The organism is Sinorhizobium sp. 6-70 (assembly GCF_030124375.1).
Classification (GTDB): domain Bacteria; phylum Pseudomonadota; class Alphaproteobacteria; order Rhizobiales; family Rhizobiaceae; genus Sinorhizobium.
On record NZ_JASKLS010000010.1, the window covers coordinates 122,121 to 135,725 of the forward strand.

General features: G+C 62.1%; 14 protein-coding genes. 2 read left to right on the top strand and 12 right to left on the bottom strand.

What is annotated here, in order from left to right:
• Nucleotides 1-8: 8 nt before the first annotated feature.
• From QN222_RS19680 to tpiA, 12 genes are all read right to left on the bottom strand, one after another.
• The gene (locus tag QN222_RS19680) at nt 9-590 is read right to left on the bottom strand and encodes a GNAT family N-acetyltransferase (protein ID WP_283964710.1); all 582 of its coding nucleotides are present in this window, start codon (nt 588-590) and stop codon (nt 9-11) included.
• 2 nt (nt 591-592) lie between these two features.
• Nucleotides 593-1,234, bottom strand: a complete 642-nt coding sequence (locus tag QN222_RS19685; RefSeq protein ID WP_283964709.1) for an SGNH/GDSL hydrolase family protein — start codon at nt 1,232-1,234, stop codon at nt 593-595.
• A gap of 57 nt (nt 1,235-1,291) precedes the next feature.
• Nucleotides 1,292-2,641: a pyruvate dehydrogenase complex dihydrolipoamide acetyltransferase gene (locus QN222_RS19690; RefSeq protein ID WP_283964708.1), complete on the bottom strand. Its 1,350-nt coding sequence runs from the start codon at nt 2,639-2,641 to the stop codon at nt 1,292-1,294.
• Between the two features lie 15 nt (nt 2,642-2,656).
• Entirely contained in the window at nt 2,657-4,030 is a 1,374-nt protein-coding gene (locus QN222_RS19695) for a pyruvate dehydrogenase complex E1 component subunit beta (RefSeq protein ID WP_284005561.1), read from the bottom strand.
• 17 nt (nt 4,031-4,047) lie between these two features.
• On the bottom strand, nt 4,048-5,094 hold the full coding sequence (gene pdhA, locus QN222_RS19700) for a pyruvate dehydrogenase (acetyl-transferring) E1 component subunit alpha (RefSeq protein ID WP_283964705.1): 1,047 nt from the start codon (nt 5,092-5,094) through the stop codon (nt 4,048-4,050).
• Nucleotides 5,095-5,228: 134 nt separating this feature from the next.
• Complete coding sequence (locus QN222_RS19705; protein ID WP_136504430.1) at nt 5,229-5,549, bottom strand: septum formation initiator family protein; 321 nt, start codon at nt 5,547-5,549, stop codon at nt 5,229-5,231.
• Between the two features lie 173 nt (nt 5,550-5,722).
• Entirely contained in the window at nt 5,723-6,997 is a 1,275-nt protein-coding gene (gene eno, locus QN222_RS19710) for a phosphopyruvate hydratase (RefSeq protein WP_283964704.1), read from the bottom strand.
• Between the two features lie 130 nt (nt 6,998-7,127).
• Complete coding sequence (gene kdsA / locus QN222_RS19715; RefSeq protein ID WP_283964703.1) at nt 7,128-7,970, bottom strand: 3-deoxy-8-phosphooctulonate synthase; 843 nt, start codon at nt 7,968-7,970, stop codon at nt 7,128-7,130.
• Nucleotides 7,970-8,857, bottom strand: coding sequence for a VOC family protein (locus tag QN222_RS19720; RefSeq protein ID WP_283964702.1), 888 nt, complete (start codon nt 8,855-8,857; stop codon nt 7,970-7,972). The genes kdsA and QN222_RS19720 overlap by 1 nt, the downstream gene beginning before the upstream one ends.
• A 157-nt stretch (nt 8,858-9,014) precedes the next feature.
• Complete coding sequence (locus QN222_RS19725; protein ID WP_283964720.1) at nt 9,015-10,652, bottom strand: CTP synthase; 1,638 nt, start codon at nt 10,650-10,652, stop codon at nt 9,015-9,017.
• A 137-nt stretch (nt 10,653-10,789) separates the two neighbouring features.
• On the bottom strand, nt 10,790-11,260 hold the full coding sequence (secG, locus tag QN222_RS19730; RefSeq protein WP_283964701.1) for a preprotein translocase subunit SecG: 471 nt from the start codon (nt 11,258-11,260) through the stop codon (nt 10,790-10,792).
• Between the two features lie 133 nt (nt 11,261-11,393).
• Entirely contained in the window at nt 11,394-12,164 is a 771-nt protein-coding gene (tpiA, locus tag QN222_RS19735; protein ID WP_283964700.1) for a triose-phosphate isomerase, read from the bottom strand.
• Nucleotides 12,165-12,379: 215 nt separating this feature from the next.
• Between tpiA and QN222_RS19740 the strand changes: the two genes are divergently transcribed.
• Nucleotides 12,380-13,000, top strand: a complete 621-nt coding sequence (locus QN222_RS19740) for a cytochrome b (RefSeq protein ID WP_284005562.1) — start codon at nt 12,380-12,382, stop codon at nt 12,998-13,000.
• 3 nt (nt 13,001-13,003) lie between these two features.
• Nucleotides 13,004-13,603 carry a YceI family protein gene (locus QN222_RS19745; protein WP_283966017.1) on the top strand — a complete coding sequence of 200 codons (600 nt, stop codon included), beginning with the start codon at nt 13,004-13,006 and terminating at the stop codon, nt 13,601-13,603.
• Nucleotides 13,604-13,605 lie beyond the last annotated feature (2 nt).

Genomic DNA, 13,605 nt, shown 5'->3' on the forward strand with positions numbered 1-13,605 from the left:
CCTTTGTCTCAAGCGATCTTTCGGGTGAAAAGCACCCAGTCGTGTTTCCTGCTGTCTTCGAAAAGCGGCACGGCTTCAACGCGCACCACCTCCTCGAAGCCGTTGATCTTGTAGAGTGCCTGAGCCCTTTCATTGTGGCTTTCGGTGATCAGGCTCACCGGCGCCGACCCGGCGCGGGCAATTTCATGTTCAAGCAATGCGCGGCCGATTCCCCCGCCACGACGATGCTTGTAGACTCCAAGGCTATCGATGAACCAATGACCGACAACCTGCTTCTGCAGAGCAAGCAGCGGGACGAGCACCGGATGTTTCGCCTCGATATCGTGGACGGACGGGTCGATCGCGTAGGAGACGGCTGCACCTGCGACCTCGTCCTCAACCTCGGCGACGATCGCGTCGCGCCATGTACCCCGCCCCTCATCTTCGCGAAGCTTGTTGCGGCCGTGTTCGAACGCCGTTTCGGCGACGCCGCGCAAGACACCGCCATACCAGAGCCACGCAGCAAATCCGTGCGAGGCGATGTCGATCAGGACGGCGAGCTCCGCTGCCTCGCTTCGCTTCGCCGGCCTGAGGGTCGCGCCAACCGCCATCGTCAGAGCCCGAGCATCATCCGCACGACCGGCTCCAATCCACGACCGATCGCCCGGGTGTTCTCAGCGTCGAGATGAACGCCATCGAGCGGGGTCGTTCTTGCCACCGAGCCGGCATCGAAGAAGCCGCACTCGAGGTCGTCCGCGAGATCCCGGTAAAGAGATGCCAGCATCGCCGACTGCTCGACGCCGCCGGCATACATGGCTGCGAAGGCACTGTTGGCGGTTTCGCAAAGCGGCGGCGGCGAGACGATCAGGATGTCCGGCCCATCTCCCGTCTCGGTCGGCCAGTCGTGCTTGCGAACCAGGCTGACAAGCCGCTGAATACCCTTGACGGCACCGAAGGCCGTGCCGTGAATCACCGGTTTCATGTCGTTCGACCCCAGCATGAGGACGATCAGATCGAGCGGCGCGTGGCTATGGAGCACGGTCGGCAGGAAGCGCCCGCCGTTGCGGTCGCAATCGGCGAGATGATCATCATAGGCTGTGGTCCGGCCGTTCAGCCCCTCGGCAATAATGTTCACGCCGGTACCGAGTGCTTTCTGAAGTACGCTCGGCCAGCGATCCTCCAATGCGTGCCGACCCGCAGCGCCCGCGTCATAGCCCCAGGTCAGACTGTCACCGTAACAAAGGACTGTCTTCATCGCTTGTGCTCGCGTTTAAGGGGAATGGACCGGCCCGAAAGGCCGGTCCCGATCGCATCAGACCAGCATGCCCATCGGGTTTTCGATGTAGCGCTTGAAGGCGGCGAGCAGCTCGGCGCCGAGCGCGCCATCGACGCAGCGATGGTCGGTGGAGAGGGTCACGGTCATCATGTTGGCGATGACCATTTCCTTGTTCTTGACGATGACACGCTCCTCGCCGGCACCGACCGCGAGAATGGTCGCATGCGGCGGGTTGACGACGGCGGCGAAGTCCTTGACGCCCATCATGCCCATGTTGGAGACGGCCGTCGTGCCACCCTGGTACTCTTCCGGCTTCAGCTTGCGCTCCTTGGCGCGCTTGCCGAAGTCCTTCATCTCGTTGGAGATGGCCGAAAGGCTCTTCAATTCCGCCTGACGGATGATCGGCGTGATCAGACCACCGGGGATCGAGACGGCAACGCCGACGTCGGCATGCTTGTGCTTGACCATGTTGCTGTCGGTCCAGGAGACGTTGGCATCCGGAACGTCGCGCAGCGCCAGCGCCAGCGCCTTGATCACCATGTCGTTAACGGAGAGCTTGTAGACCGGCTTGCCGTCCTTTTCCGGAGCAGCGGCATTGAGCTGTGCGCGAAGGGCAAGCAGGGCGTCGAGTTGGCAATCGATCGAGACATAGAAGTGCGGGATCGTCTGCTTCGATTCTTGCAGGCGCTTGGCAATGGTCTTGCGCATGCCGTCATGTGGGACGAGCTCGTAGGAGCCCGGCTCGAAGAGCTTGAGCACGGCGTCCTCGGACATACCCTTGGCGAGCGCCGCGGGAGCCGGTGCAGCCGCTTCCGCGGGCGTTGCGGCCGGCTTGGCGCCACCGCCGGCAACGGCGGTCTCGACGTCCTTCTTGACGACGCGGCCATAGGGGCCGGACCCGGTGATCGCCGACAGGTCAATGCCGGCTTCCTTCGCAAGGCGGCGCGCCAGCGGCGAAGAAAAGATCCGCTTGCCATCGCTTGCGGCGGGGGCCGACGATACCGGTGCTGCCGGTTGCGCTGCGGCAGGTGCCGCAGCAGGCGCTGGCGCAGCTGCCGGTGCTGCCGGTGCCGGTTCTTCGGCTTTGGCTGCGGGTGCTGGCGCGGCCGCGCCATTGCCCTTCGCAGCCGCTGCCACGTCTTCGCCATCGGCCGCCAGAACCGCGATCAGGGCATTGACCTTGACGCCTTCCGTACCAGCCGGAACGACGATCTTGGCAACGGTGCCTTCATCGACGGCTTCCACTTCCATGGTCGCCTTGTCGGTCTCGATCTCGGCGATGACGTCGCCGGACTTGACCTTGTCGCCTTCCTTGACCAGCCACTTGGCCAGATTGCCTTCTTCCATGGTCGGAGAGAGGGCAGGCATCGTGATGTTGATTGGCATCGAAGCGCCCTCCCCTTATTTGTAGCAAACAGCTTTCACGGCATCGACAACCTCGGCGACGCTCGGAAGCGCCAGTTTTTCGAGGTTGGAGGCATAGGGCATCGGCACGTCCTTGCCGGCGATCGTCAGGATCGGCGCATCAAGATAGTCGAAGGCCTGCTGCATGACGCGCGTAGCAATCTCCGTGCCTACGGAGGATTGCGGGTAGCCTTCTTCCACGGTGACCAGACGGCCGGTCTTCTTCACCGACTCGATCACTGTCGGAAGATCCATCGGACGGATCGTGCGAAGGTCGATGATCTCGACGTCGATACCCTGCGCCTCGAGCTCGGCCGCGGCCTTGACCGCATAGGTCATGCCGATGCCGAAGGAGACAATGGTTGCATCCTTGCCGACGCGATGAATGCGGGCCTTGCCGATCGGCAGCACGAAATCATCGAGCTTCGGAACCTCGAAGGAGTGGCCGTAGAGAATTTCGTTCTCGAGGAAGATCACCGGGTTCGGATCGCGGATCGCCGCCTTCAACAGGCCCTTCGCGTCAGCCGCCGTGTACGGCATGACGACCTTGAGGCCCGGGATGTGGCTGTACCAGGCGGCATAGCACTGCGAGTGCTGCGCGGCGACGCGGGCGGCCGCACCGCTCGGGCCGCGGAAGACGATCGGCGCGCCCATCTGGCCGCCCGACATATAAAGCGTCTTGGCAGCCGAGTTGATGATCTGGTCGATCGCCTGCATGGCGAAGTTGAAGGTCATGAACTCGACGATCGGCCGCAGGCCCGTCATTGCCGCGCCGACACCGACACCGGCAAAACCATGTTCGGTGATCGGGGTGTCGACTACGCGACGCGGGCCGAACTCCTGCAGCAGGCCCTGAGTGATCTTGTAGGCGCCCTGGTATTCGGCGACTTCCTCGCCCATGACAAAGACGTCGTCACTGGCGCGCATTTCTTCGGCCATCGCGTCGCGAAGCGCCTCGCGCACCGTCATCGACACCATTTCCGTTCCGGCGGGGATCGCCGGGTCGGCAGGAATTTCCGTCTTCGGCTGAGCGGCAACAGGTGCCGGCGCCGGTGCGGCGGCTGGCGCTTCATTCTGAGCCGGCTTCGGCGCCTCGGCCTTCGGCGTTGCAATGTCGCCGGCAGCCTCGCCATCCTGCAATAGCACGGCGATCGGCGTATTGACCTTCACGCCTTCGGTGCCGGCGGCGATCAGGAGCTTGCCGATCGTGCCTTCATCGACGGCCTCCACTTCCATCGTCGCCTTGTCGGTTTCGATCTCGGCAATGACATCGCCGGAGGACACCTTATCTCCCTCGTTCTTCAGCCATTTGGAGAGCGTGCCTTCCTCCATCGTCGGGGAAAGGGCGGGCATGAGAATTTCTACTGGCATGGTTGTCCCTCCCCGGATCAAAGCAGGATGTCGGTATAGAGCTCGGATGCATCCGGCTCCGGATCAGACTGGGCGAAATCGGCACTGTCCGCAACGATGTCGCGAACGTCCTTGTCGATCTGCTTCAGCTCGTCCTCGCTCGCCCAGCCCTTTTCCGTAAGCCGGGCCTTTACCTGCTCGATCGGGTCATGCTCGGAGCGCATCTTCTGCACTTCGTCCTTCGACCGGTACTTCGCCGGGTCGGACATCGAGTGGCCGCGATAGCGATAGGTCAGCATCTCGAGGATGATCGGACCCTTGCCGGAACGGCAATATTGAACCGCTTCGTCGGCTGCCGCCTTGACGGCCCGAACATCCATGCCGTCCACCTGATAGCCGGGAATACCGAAGGAGGCGCCGCGCTGCGAGAAATCGGTCTGCGCCGATGCACGGGACACGGATGTGCCCATGGCGTAACGGTTATTTTCGACGATGTAGATCACCGGCAGCTTCCAGAGAGCAGCCATGTTGAAGCTCTCATAGACCTGGCCCTGGTTGGCGGCACCGTCGCCGAAATAGGCGAGGCTGACATTGTCGTTGCCGCGGTACTTGTTGGCGAAGGCAAGGCCGGTGCCGAGCGACACCTGCGCGCCGACGATGCCGTGGCCGCCATAAAAATGCTTTTCCTTGGAGAACATGTGCATCGAGCCGCCTTTCCCCTTGGAAAGGCCGCCGCGACGACCGGTCAGTTCCGCCATCACCCCGCGTGGGCTCATGCCGCAAGCGAGCATATGGCCGTGATCACGGTAACCGGTGATGACCTGATCACCTTCCTTGAGCGCCAGTTGCATCCCGACCACGACGGCTTCCTGGCCGATATAGAGGTGACAGAAGCCGCCGATGAAGCCCATGCCGTAAAGCTGGCCGGCCTTTTCCTCGAAACGCCGGATCAACAGCATTTCGCGGTAGGCGTTGAGATCATCTTCTTTGGAGAATTCGGCGATCGTGCCGCCGGCAAAGTCCTTTTTTGCAGACTTGGCAGCGGTCTTGCGGCTGGAGACGGACGCGGTTTTTCGCGGAGCCATTCATTCCTCCCAATGGTTAGCCTTTGCCGTACCATAGGGAAAGAAGAGCAACACAGCAATGCCATATTTGCATGGCTATTATTCTGTATAACTATCTGATTTTCATTCTGAATTTTGAATTAACTGAATTTGGGTTAATTCTGCCCGCGATGAAAAATAACGATCTCGTCGCTCCGCGACATGTTGAGCGCGAGGCGAGCTTTCTCATCCAGCATGTCTCGTTCCAGCGAACCGTCGCTCATCAGCTCGACCTCCTTTTCCAGGATTTTTCGCTGATGAGTGAGCTCATCCAATCGAGCTTGCCGCACGGCAATCTGGCGGTCGAACTCCTCCGTCGCCCTCAGGCCGTAGCCTCCATGGATCGAATGATAGCCGAAATAGGAAAGAAAGGCGACCGCCATGAGCGGCACAACCAGCCGCCCCAATCTCCGTTTCTTGTGATGCCGTGTCCACATGGTCCATGCCCTGATACGCAATACGAGACAAGACTAGCGTCGATTGATTAACCGACCGTTGACCATGAATGGCAAGGAAAAGGAAACCCGCCTGCCCTGAGGCAGACGGGTTTGAAATTGCCTAGGTGGGTAAACTCCACGCGGATCTGGCGAACAACCGCGCGCGCCGGCGATCAGCCGCGCAGGATCGAGCGGCCGGCGTATTTTGCCTGCAGGCCGAGCTGCTCCTCGATGCGGATCAACTGGTTGTACTTGGCAAGCCGGTCGGAGCGTGCGAGCGAACCGGTCTTGATCTGCCCGCAATTGGTGGCGACTGCGAGATCGGCGATCGTCGAGTCCTCGGTTTCGCCGGAACGGTGCGACATCACGGCGGTGTAGCGGGCCTTGTGGGCCGTCTCGACAGCATCGAGCGTTTCGGAGAGCGAGCCGATCTGGTTGACCTTGACCAGGATCGAGTTGGCGACGCCCATTTTGATGCCGTCGCGCAGGCGAGCCGAGTTGGTGACGAAGAGATCGTCGCCGACGAGCTGAACCTTGGAGCCGATCTTGTCGGTTAGCGCCTTCCAGCCGTCCCAGTCGTCTTCGGCCATGCCGTCCTCGATCGAGATGATCGGATACTTGGCGGCGAGTTCGGCGAGATATTCCGCCATCGCGCCCGGCTCCAGCGAGCGGCCCTCGCCTTCGAGCACGTACTTGCCGTCCTTGAAGAACTCCGTTGAGGCGCAGTCGAGCGCGACATACATGTCCTCGCCCGGCTTGTAGCCGGCTTTCTCGATCGACTTCATGATGAAGTCGAGAGCTGCAGGTGCGGAAGCGAGGCCCGGAGCGAAGCCGCCTTCATCGCCGACATTGGTGTTGTGGCCATCGGCGGCGAGCTGCTTCTTCAGCGTGTGGAAGACTTCCGAGCCCATGCGCACGGCGTCCTTCAGCGTTTCCGCGCCGACCGGCATAATCATGAACTCCTGGAAGTCGATCGGATTGTCGGCATGCGCACCGCCATTGATGATGTTCATCATCGGAACCGGCAGGAGATGTGCGTTCGGGCCGCCGACATAGCGATAGAGCGGCAGGCCGGCGGCTTCGGCGGCAGCCTTGGCAACCGCCAGCGAAACGCCGAGAATGGCGTTGGCGCCGAGGCGCGACTTGTTCGCGGTGCCGTCGAGCTCGATCATGGTCTTGTCGATCTGGATCTGGTTTTCGGCATCCAGACCGCCAATCGCCTCGAAAATCTCTCCATTGACCGCTTCGACAGCACGCTCGACACCCTTGCCGAGATAGCGGGTGCCGCCATCACGCAGTTCGACTGCCTCGTGGGCACCGGTCGAGGCGCCCGACGGAACAGCCGCACGGCCGAAACTACCGTCTTCGAGATGAACGTCGACCTCGACGGTCGGGTTGCCGCGGCTATCCAGAATTTCGCGGCCAATGATGTCGATGATTGCAGTCATGATCTCTTCCCTGGTTAGGACGACGGTATGGTCGGGCCTGTCTTAGTTCATGGCCCCGAAATTACAACGGCGCGCGAGATGCAAATGCCCAAGCGCCGTTACGGTTCATGAAAATTTCACGAAGGCCCGTTCAGGCCTTGGCGATCCGATCGAAGGCAAGCAGCTTTTCGAGAAGCCGCGGCATGTCCTTCAAATGCACCATATTGGGGCCATCCGAAGGCGCATTGTCGGGATCTTCATGCGTCTCGATGAAGAGGCCGGCGACGCCGACGGCGACGGCAGCACGCGCCAGGGTCTCAACGAACTCGCGTTGGCCGCCGGTCGAGCCACCCTGCCCCCCTGGCTGCTGCACCGAATGGGTGGCGTCAAAGATCACCGGTGCGCCCAGCCCCGCCATGATCGGTAGCGAGCGCATGTCGGAAACCAGCGTGTTGTAACCAAAGGAAGCGCCGCGCTCGCATAGAAGAACGTTCGGATTGCCACTCATCGTGAACTTGGCGAGCACGTTCTTCATGTCCCAGGGCGCTAGGAACTGGCCCTTCTTGACGTTGATCGCGCGCCCGGTCTTGGCGGCCGCGACGAGCAGGTCGGTCTGCCGCGACAGAAAGGCCGGGATCTGCAGGATATCGACGGTCTCCGCCACGATCGCGCACTGCTCTTCGGTGTGAATATCGGTCAAGACCGGAAAGCCGAACTCCTTCTTGAGGTCGGCAAAAATCTCCATCGCGCTATCGAGGCCAATGCCGCGCTTGCCGGAGAGCGAGGTGCGGTTCGCCTTGTCGAAGGAAGACTTGTAGACGAGGCCGACCCCGAGCGACTTGCAAAGCTCGACGAGCTTTCCAGCCATCATGAAGGCATGATCGCGGCTCTCCATCTGGCAGGGACCGGCGATCAGCGCCAGCCGCTCCTTCTGCGAAAAGACCACGTGGCCGGCACCCTCGCCGACGACAACCCTGGCATTGGTTTCCATCATCACACTCCAAATGCGAAAATCACCCCTTGCCCCGGCGCTTCCGGGACAATGAGGCGTCCGCCCAATTCTGCAAACTCGATATCGTTCTTGGCGAAGAGCGCACGCGTCGCCTCAAGATCGGCGACTCGGAACACGACGGCGCGCCCGCGCAGGCCGCGCTCGGCGCCACTGACCGAACGGCCGAAGAAGGCCTCCATTCCGGCAACGGTAAGCACCGAAAGCTTGGCGTTGCCGGTTTGAATGTCCATGCCGAAGGAGTGGGCGGAAACCTCGCGGTCATCGACGCCCTCCTGCAGCAGATACTGGAAATCGGTGGGATTTGGCTCCGACAGCACCACTTCGGCAATACCAAGGACGCCGTTTTCATGACGCTGAAGGGCCGTCTCTACTGGCAGGGCACGGATGCGCTGACAGCTGAAGAGAAAGAAATCCGGAGAACGGAGGTCCGCAGCAAAAGCCAGGCGGAAGGAGCCGAGGCCTTCGCGCCCATCCGGCAACCGCATCGGCCGCGAGAACTCCAGCATGTCGCCGCCGGAGACGCCGCTCGCCCGGAACCGCATATGATCGGACGCGGCATCGGAGGTTCCCATGACGATCGCCGACAGGCCTTCCGGGCCCTGACGGAAGCGGAAAGCCTGATCGCGCGCGACAAAGACGTTGCCGGCGAGCGCCGCAGCCTCGCACTCCTCGCGCGACGCGATCGCAAGCGGCTCCAGATAGGTGTTGTCGGCGAAGAATACGCACGCATTCTCGGTGCCGAAGGGGTGGCGCGCATCCTCGGCGACTACAAAGCCGAGGTCGGTCAAGCGCCGCCTCGCCTGCACAAGCTCGGCCACCGGCAGCACGACATGATCGAGCGGGCGGGTGGTGCGCTTGGATAAGCTCATGGCGTGTTCCCTGATGGCCGGTTCCGTCGCTGTTTGCAACTTTTGCCGGCCGATTGCAAGCGCGGCCGCTCTGCAGGCGGCGGGACATACCGAAAACGGAAACGGCCGGTCCTTGAGGACCGGCCGCAAAGGACGGGGCGTGGCCAGGGTCGCGGCGTCAGACGAGGCGCGACTGCTCCAGCGCGGCCTCGACGAAGCTCGCAAACAGCGGGTGCGGATCGAGCGGCCGCGACTTCAGTTCCGGGTGGTACTGAACGCCGATAAACCAGGGATGGTCCTGGTATTCGACCGTCTCGGGCAGGACGCCGTCCGGCGACATGCCGGAGAAGACGAGGCCGCAGGATTCCAGTCGTTCCTTGTAGTCGACATTGACCTCGTAACGGTGGCGATGCCGTTCGGAGATATCCGTCGATCCATAGATGCCGGCGATCTTGGTGTTCTGCTTGAGGGTCGCGCGATAGGCGCCGAGCCGCATGGTGCCGCCGAGATCGCCCGCGGCGGAGCGCTTCTCAAGCTCGTTGCCCTTCACCCATTCGGTCATCAAGCCGACGACCGGCTCCTTGGTCGGGCCGAATTCTGTCGAAGAGGCCTTCTCGATGCCGGCGAGGTTGCGGGCAGCCTCCACCACTGCCATCTGCATACCGAAGCAGATGCCGAAATAGGGAACCTTCCGCTCGCGCGCAAAGCGGGCGGCGTTGATCTTGCCCTCGGAACCGCGCTCACCGAAGCCGCCGGGGACGAGGATGCCGTGGACTTTTTCGAGATAGGGTGCCGGATCTTCCTTCTCGAAGATTTCCGACTCGATCCATTCGAGCTTGACCTTGACGCGGTTGGCGATGCCACCGTGGTAGAGCGCTTCGATCAGCGACTTATAGGCGTCCTTGAGGCCGGTATACTTGCCGACAATGGCAATCGTGACTTCACCTTCCGGCGTGCGGATACGGTGGGCAACGTCTTCCCAGGCCTCCATACGCGGCTTCGGCGCCGGCTCGATACCGAATGCGGCGAGAACCTCGTTGTCGAGGCCCTCCTTGTGATAGGCAATCGGCACGTCGTAGATCGAGGCGACATCGAGCGCCTGAATGACGGCGGACTGGCGAACGTTGCAGAAGAGCGACAGCTTGCGACGCTCGGCTTCCGGGATCTCGCGATCGGCGCGAACGAGCAGGATGTCCGGATGGATGCCGAGCGCCTGCAGTTCCTTGACCGAATGCTGCGTCGGCTTGGTCTTGAGCTCGCCCGCCGCCGGGATATAGGGCATCAGCGTCAGATGGACATAGACAGCGGTGCCGCGCGGCAGGTCGTTGCCGAGCTGGCGGATCGCCTCCATGAAGGGCATTGCTTCGATGTCGCCGACGGTGCCGCCGATCTCGCAGATGACGAAGTCGTAGTCGTCATTGCCCTCGGTGACGAAATTCTTGATTTCATTGGTGACGTGCGGGATCACCTGGACCGTCGCGCCGAGATAGTCGCCGCGCCGTTCCTTGTCGATGATGTTCTTGTAGATGCGGCCGGTGGTGATGTTGTCGGTCTTCGTCGCAGAACGCCCCGTGAAGCGCTCGTAGTGACCGAGATCGAGATCGGTCTCCGCCCCGTCGTCGGTAACGAAAACCTCACCGTGCTGGGTCGGGCTCATCGTGCCCGGATCGACATTGAGGTAGGGGTCGAGCTTACGCAGTCTCACCCGGTAGCCACGCGCCTGCAGCAGCGCTCCGAGAGCGGCTGCAGCGATGCCTTTTCCGAGGGAGGAAACCACGCCGCCAGTGATGAATACATATCGCGCCATGGGAGTCACCGGATACCTTTTCACAAACGATTCCGCCACCGAAAAATTCGCTTTCCGGAATTTTTCGTCTTGGGAGGGGACAGATTTCACACAAAACAAAACCGGCGGATGAAGCATCCGCCGGTGGGTTCTTCTGATTTGCGACCTTACTGGCCGCTCGGAACTTGCGATCCCGAATTGCCGTTGGCGCCGTTTGCAGGCGCTTGCGGCGCCGGTGCGGCACCGGCCGGTGCCTGGCCCGTGGGGGCTGTACCATTGGCCGGCGCGTTGCCGTTAGCCGGCTGTTGCGCGTTTCCGCCACCCGGAGGCGTCTGCTGACCGCCGCCGAGCGAATCGAGGACGCCGCCGCCGCTCGAGCTCGTGCCCGGGATGCGGTCGAGAATGTCGGTCGCCTGCGGCTCGTAACGGGAGAGAATGCCCATTGCCAGCGCCAGACCGAAGAAGAGGAAGGCAAGAACGGCAGTCGTGCGGGTCAGCGCGTTGGCCGTCCCACGGGCGGACATGAAGCCCGAACCGCCGCCAATGCCGAGACCGCCGCCTTCGGAACGCTGAATGAGGACGACGCCGATCAAGGCGACGACGACCATGAGATAGATGACGAGTAGTACGGTCTGCATCAGCTTCCAGTCCTGCCCTCTTGGGCACACGAATCAAACCCGGCGCGAAACACGGCACGGCCGGGCGCAAATTTGGCGCCTGTTTATACCAAGCCGTCAGCTATTCCAAGCCCCTGCCCGCGCGGCAGAGCAATCAGGCTGTCAATTCTTCATATGCCCTGTAGATGGCGAGGAAGTCTTCCGCTTTCAAGCTCGCGCCGCCGATCAGGGCGCCGTCCACATTGGCAACACCCATCAGTTCCTTGGCGTTGCCGGGCTTGACCGAACCGCCGTAGAGGATGCGCATCCTGCCGCCTGCATCTGCGAAGCGCGAGACCAGTTCGCTGCGCATGAATGCATGCGCTTCCTCGACGTCGGATGCAGTCGGCGTCAGGCCGGTGCCGATCGCCCAGACGGGCTCGTAGGCGATGACCGTGTTCTCCGCCGCCGCGCCATCCGGCAGGCTTTCCGCGAGCTGGCGCTTCAGGACGTCAAGCGTCTTGCCACCCTTGCGCTCCTCGCCGGTTTCGCCGATGCAGACGATCGCGACGAGACCGGCTGCATGAGCGGCTTCGGTCTTGGCGCGCACCAGCGCGTCGCTCTCGGCATGATCGGTGCGGCGTTCGGAATGGCCGACGATGACATGGGTACCGAAGCAGTCGGCGATCATCTCAGCGGATATGTCGCCCGTGTGGGCGCCGGATTGTTTCTGGTGGCAGTCCTGCGCTCCGATCATCAGCGGGCTGTCGTCACAAAGTGCGGTAGCGACGTAAAGCAGCGTTGCAGGCGGGCAGATCAGCGTTTCTACCTTCTCGGACAGACTGCCCTTGACGCCCTCCGCCATCGCCTTGATCTGGTCGAGCGAGGCGCGCGTTCCGTTCATCTTCCAGTTTCCGGCAACGAGCGGGCGGATGTCGGGCGTCATGAAGTTCCTCCGTGTCGGGTCTATTTCTCCGGCAAGCGGCCTAGCAAATCGCCCGGGCAAAAAAAAGCACCCGGCACGGAATAATCTGGTGCTTGCCACCGCCGTGGTGTCCGTTCGTTGAGCCACGGAGCGAATAAAAGCCAAGCTTTGGGCGTCTCATAGGGGTGACTGTGCGGTGGCGAAGAGGAATTGGCTTCCTTCATCCGGAGAGTCCTATGCTGCGCAACAGCGAGAGCGGATTTGGAGCGGTGACGATCGTCCTCCATTGGGCGATTGCGGTGCTGATCCTCGGCCTCATCCTTCTCGGCTTCGTCATGCGGCGCACCGAGATCGATCCGGCTTTGCAGTTCTCCCTCTATCAGTGGCACAAGTCCTTCGGCTTCACGGTGCTGGGGCTGGCGGTCCTTCGGGCCGTGTGGTGGTCCATCGAACGCAATCCGGCTCCCCCTCCGGGTCTCGGCCCGCTGGAGCATACGGCGGCCCAGATCATGCATCGGGCGCTGATCGTTCTCGCGCTGATCGTAGCGCTTGCCGGTTGGGCGGTCGCATCGACCTCGACACTGAATATCCCAAGCTTCTATTTCAATCTGATCGTCATTCCGCATCTGCCGCTCCGGCAATCGGAAGCTTCCGAGGCGTTCTGGACCTTCGCCCACGCGCTGCTCGCCTATCTCATGCTTGGACTGGTCGCGGGGCACGCGGCGGCGGCGTTCTACCATCATTTTCTGCGACGAGACGAAGTCCTCGTCCGCATGCTTCGCCCCGGCGCACGCCGAAGGGATGCCAAGACGTTCAACACTCAGGAAAATGACGACACCCTCGTCGAGAGGAAATGATCCATGATGACTCCACGCAGGCCAGTTTTTAAAGCGATATGGTTGTTCGCGCTTCTCGCCATGGCGACGACTCCGGCGGCTGCCGCGGCCGCGCCGGCGCTTGCCGACGCGGCCGGCAACTACCGCATCGCCAGCTCGTCGACCGTCCAATTCAGCGTCCCGCAGACCGGAGGCGGCGGCGGCATCGCCGGCAAATTCGCGAAGTTCTCCGGCGGCTTCCGGATAGATGGCAGCAACATCGAGCGATCCTCGGTCGAGTTCACCCTCTATCCGGAGAGCGTAAGGTCCAGCGAGCGACGGATCGAGGACTTCCTGCGCTCAAGCGCTGTCTTCGACACGGCCAACTATCAGACGGTGACCTTCCGATCCACCAGCGTCACACAGACCGGGGCCGATTCGGCAACCGTAGTGGGTACGCTGACGGCGCGCGGCAAGGCCCGCAAGGAGCGGTTTGAGGTGACGCTCACCGACTGGAACAAGCGCTCGATCGCTTTCACCATCCGCGGGAGTATCCGCCGCGCACCCTACGGCATGGACGTCGGAACACCTATCTACTCCAACGTGGTCGAGTTCGACATGAACATAAGAGGGCAGAAGCGTTGATC

Bases quoted from the DNA above. Each gene is read 5' to 3' on its own strand.
- QN222_RS19695 (WP_284005561.1), bottom strand. From the start codon at position 4,030: ATGCCAGTAGAAATTCTCATGCCCGCCCTTTCCCCGACGATGGAGGAA.
- eno (WP_283964704.1), bottom strand. From the start codon at position 6,997: ATGACTGCAATCATCGACATCATTGGCCGCGAAATTCTGGATAGCCGC.
- tpiA (WP_283964700.1), bottom strand. From the start codon at position 12,164: ATGACGCCCGACATCCGCCCGCTCGTTGCCGGAAACTGGAAGATGAAC.
- QN222_RS19680 (WP_283964710.1), bottom strand. From the start codon at position 590: ATGGCGGTTGGCGCGACCCTCAGGCCGGCGAAGCGAAGCGAGGCAGCG.
- QN222_RS19740 (WP_284005562.1), top strand. From the start codon at position 12,380: ATGCTGCGCAACAGCGAGAGCGGATTTGGAGCGGTGACGATCGTCCTC.
- kdsA (WP_283964703.1), bottom strand. From the start codon at position 7,970: ATGATGGAAACCAATGCCAGGGTTGTCGTCGGCGAGGGTGCCGGCCAC.
- QN222_RS19745 (WP_283966017.1), top strand. From the start codon at position 13,004: ATGATGACTCCACGCAGGCCAGTTTTTAAAGCGATATGGTTGTTCGCG.
- QN222_RS19690 (WP_283964708.1), bottom strand. From the start codon at position 2,641: ATGCCAATCAACATCACGATGCCTGCCCTCTCTCCGACCATGGAAGAA.
- QN222_RS19685 (WP_283964709.1), bottom strand. From the start codon at position 1,234: ATGAAGACAGTCCTTTGTTACGGTGACAGTCTGACCTGGGGCTATGAC.
- QN222_RS19720 (WP_283964702.1), bottom strand. From the start codon at position 8,857: ATGAGCTTATCCAAGCGCACCACCCGCCCGCTCGATCATGTCGTGCTG.
- QN222_RS19705 (WP_136504430.1), bottom strand. From the start codon at position 5,549: ATGTGGACACGGCATCACAAGAAACGGAGATTGGGGCGGCTGGTTGTG.
- secG (WP_283964701.1), bottom strand. From the start codon at position 11,260: ATGCAGACCGTACTACTCGTCATCTATCTCATGGTCGTCGTCGCCTTG.
- pdhA (WP_283964705.1), bottom strand. From the start codon at position 5,094: ATGGCTCCGCGAAAAACCGCGTCCGTCTCCAGCCGCAAGACCGCTGCC.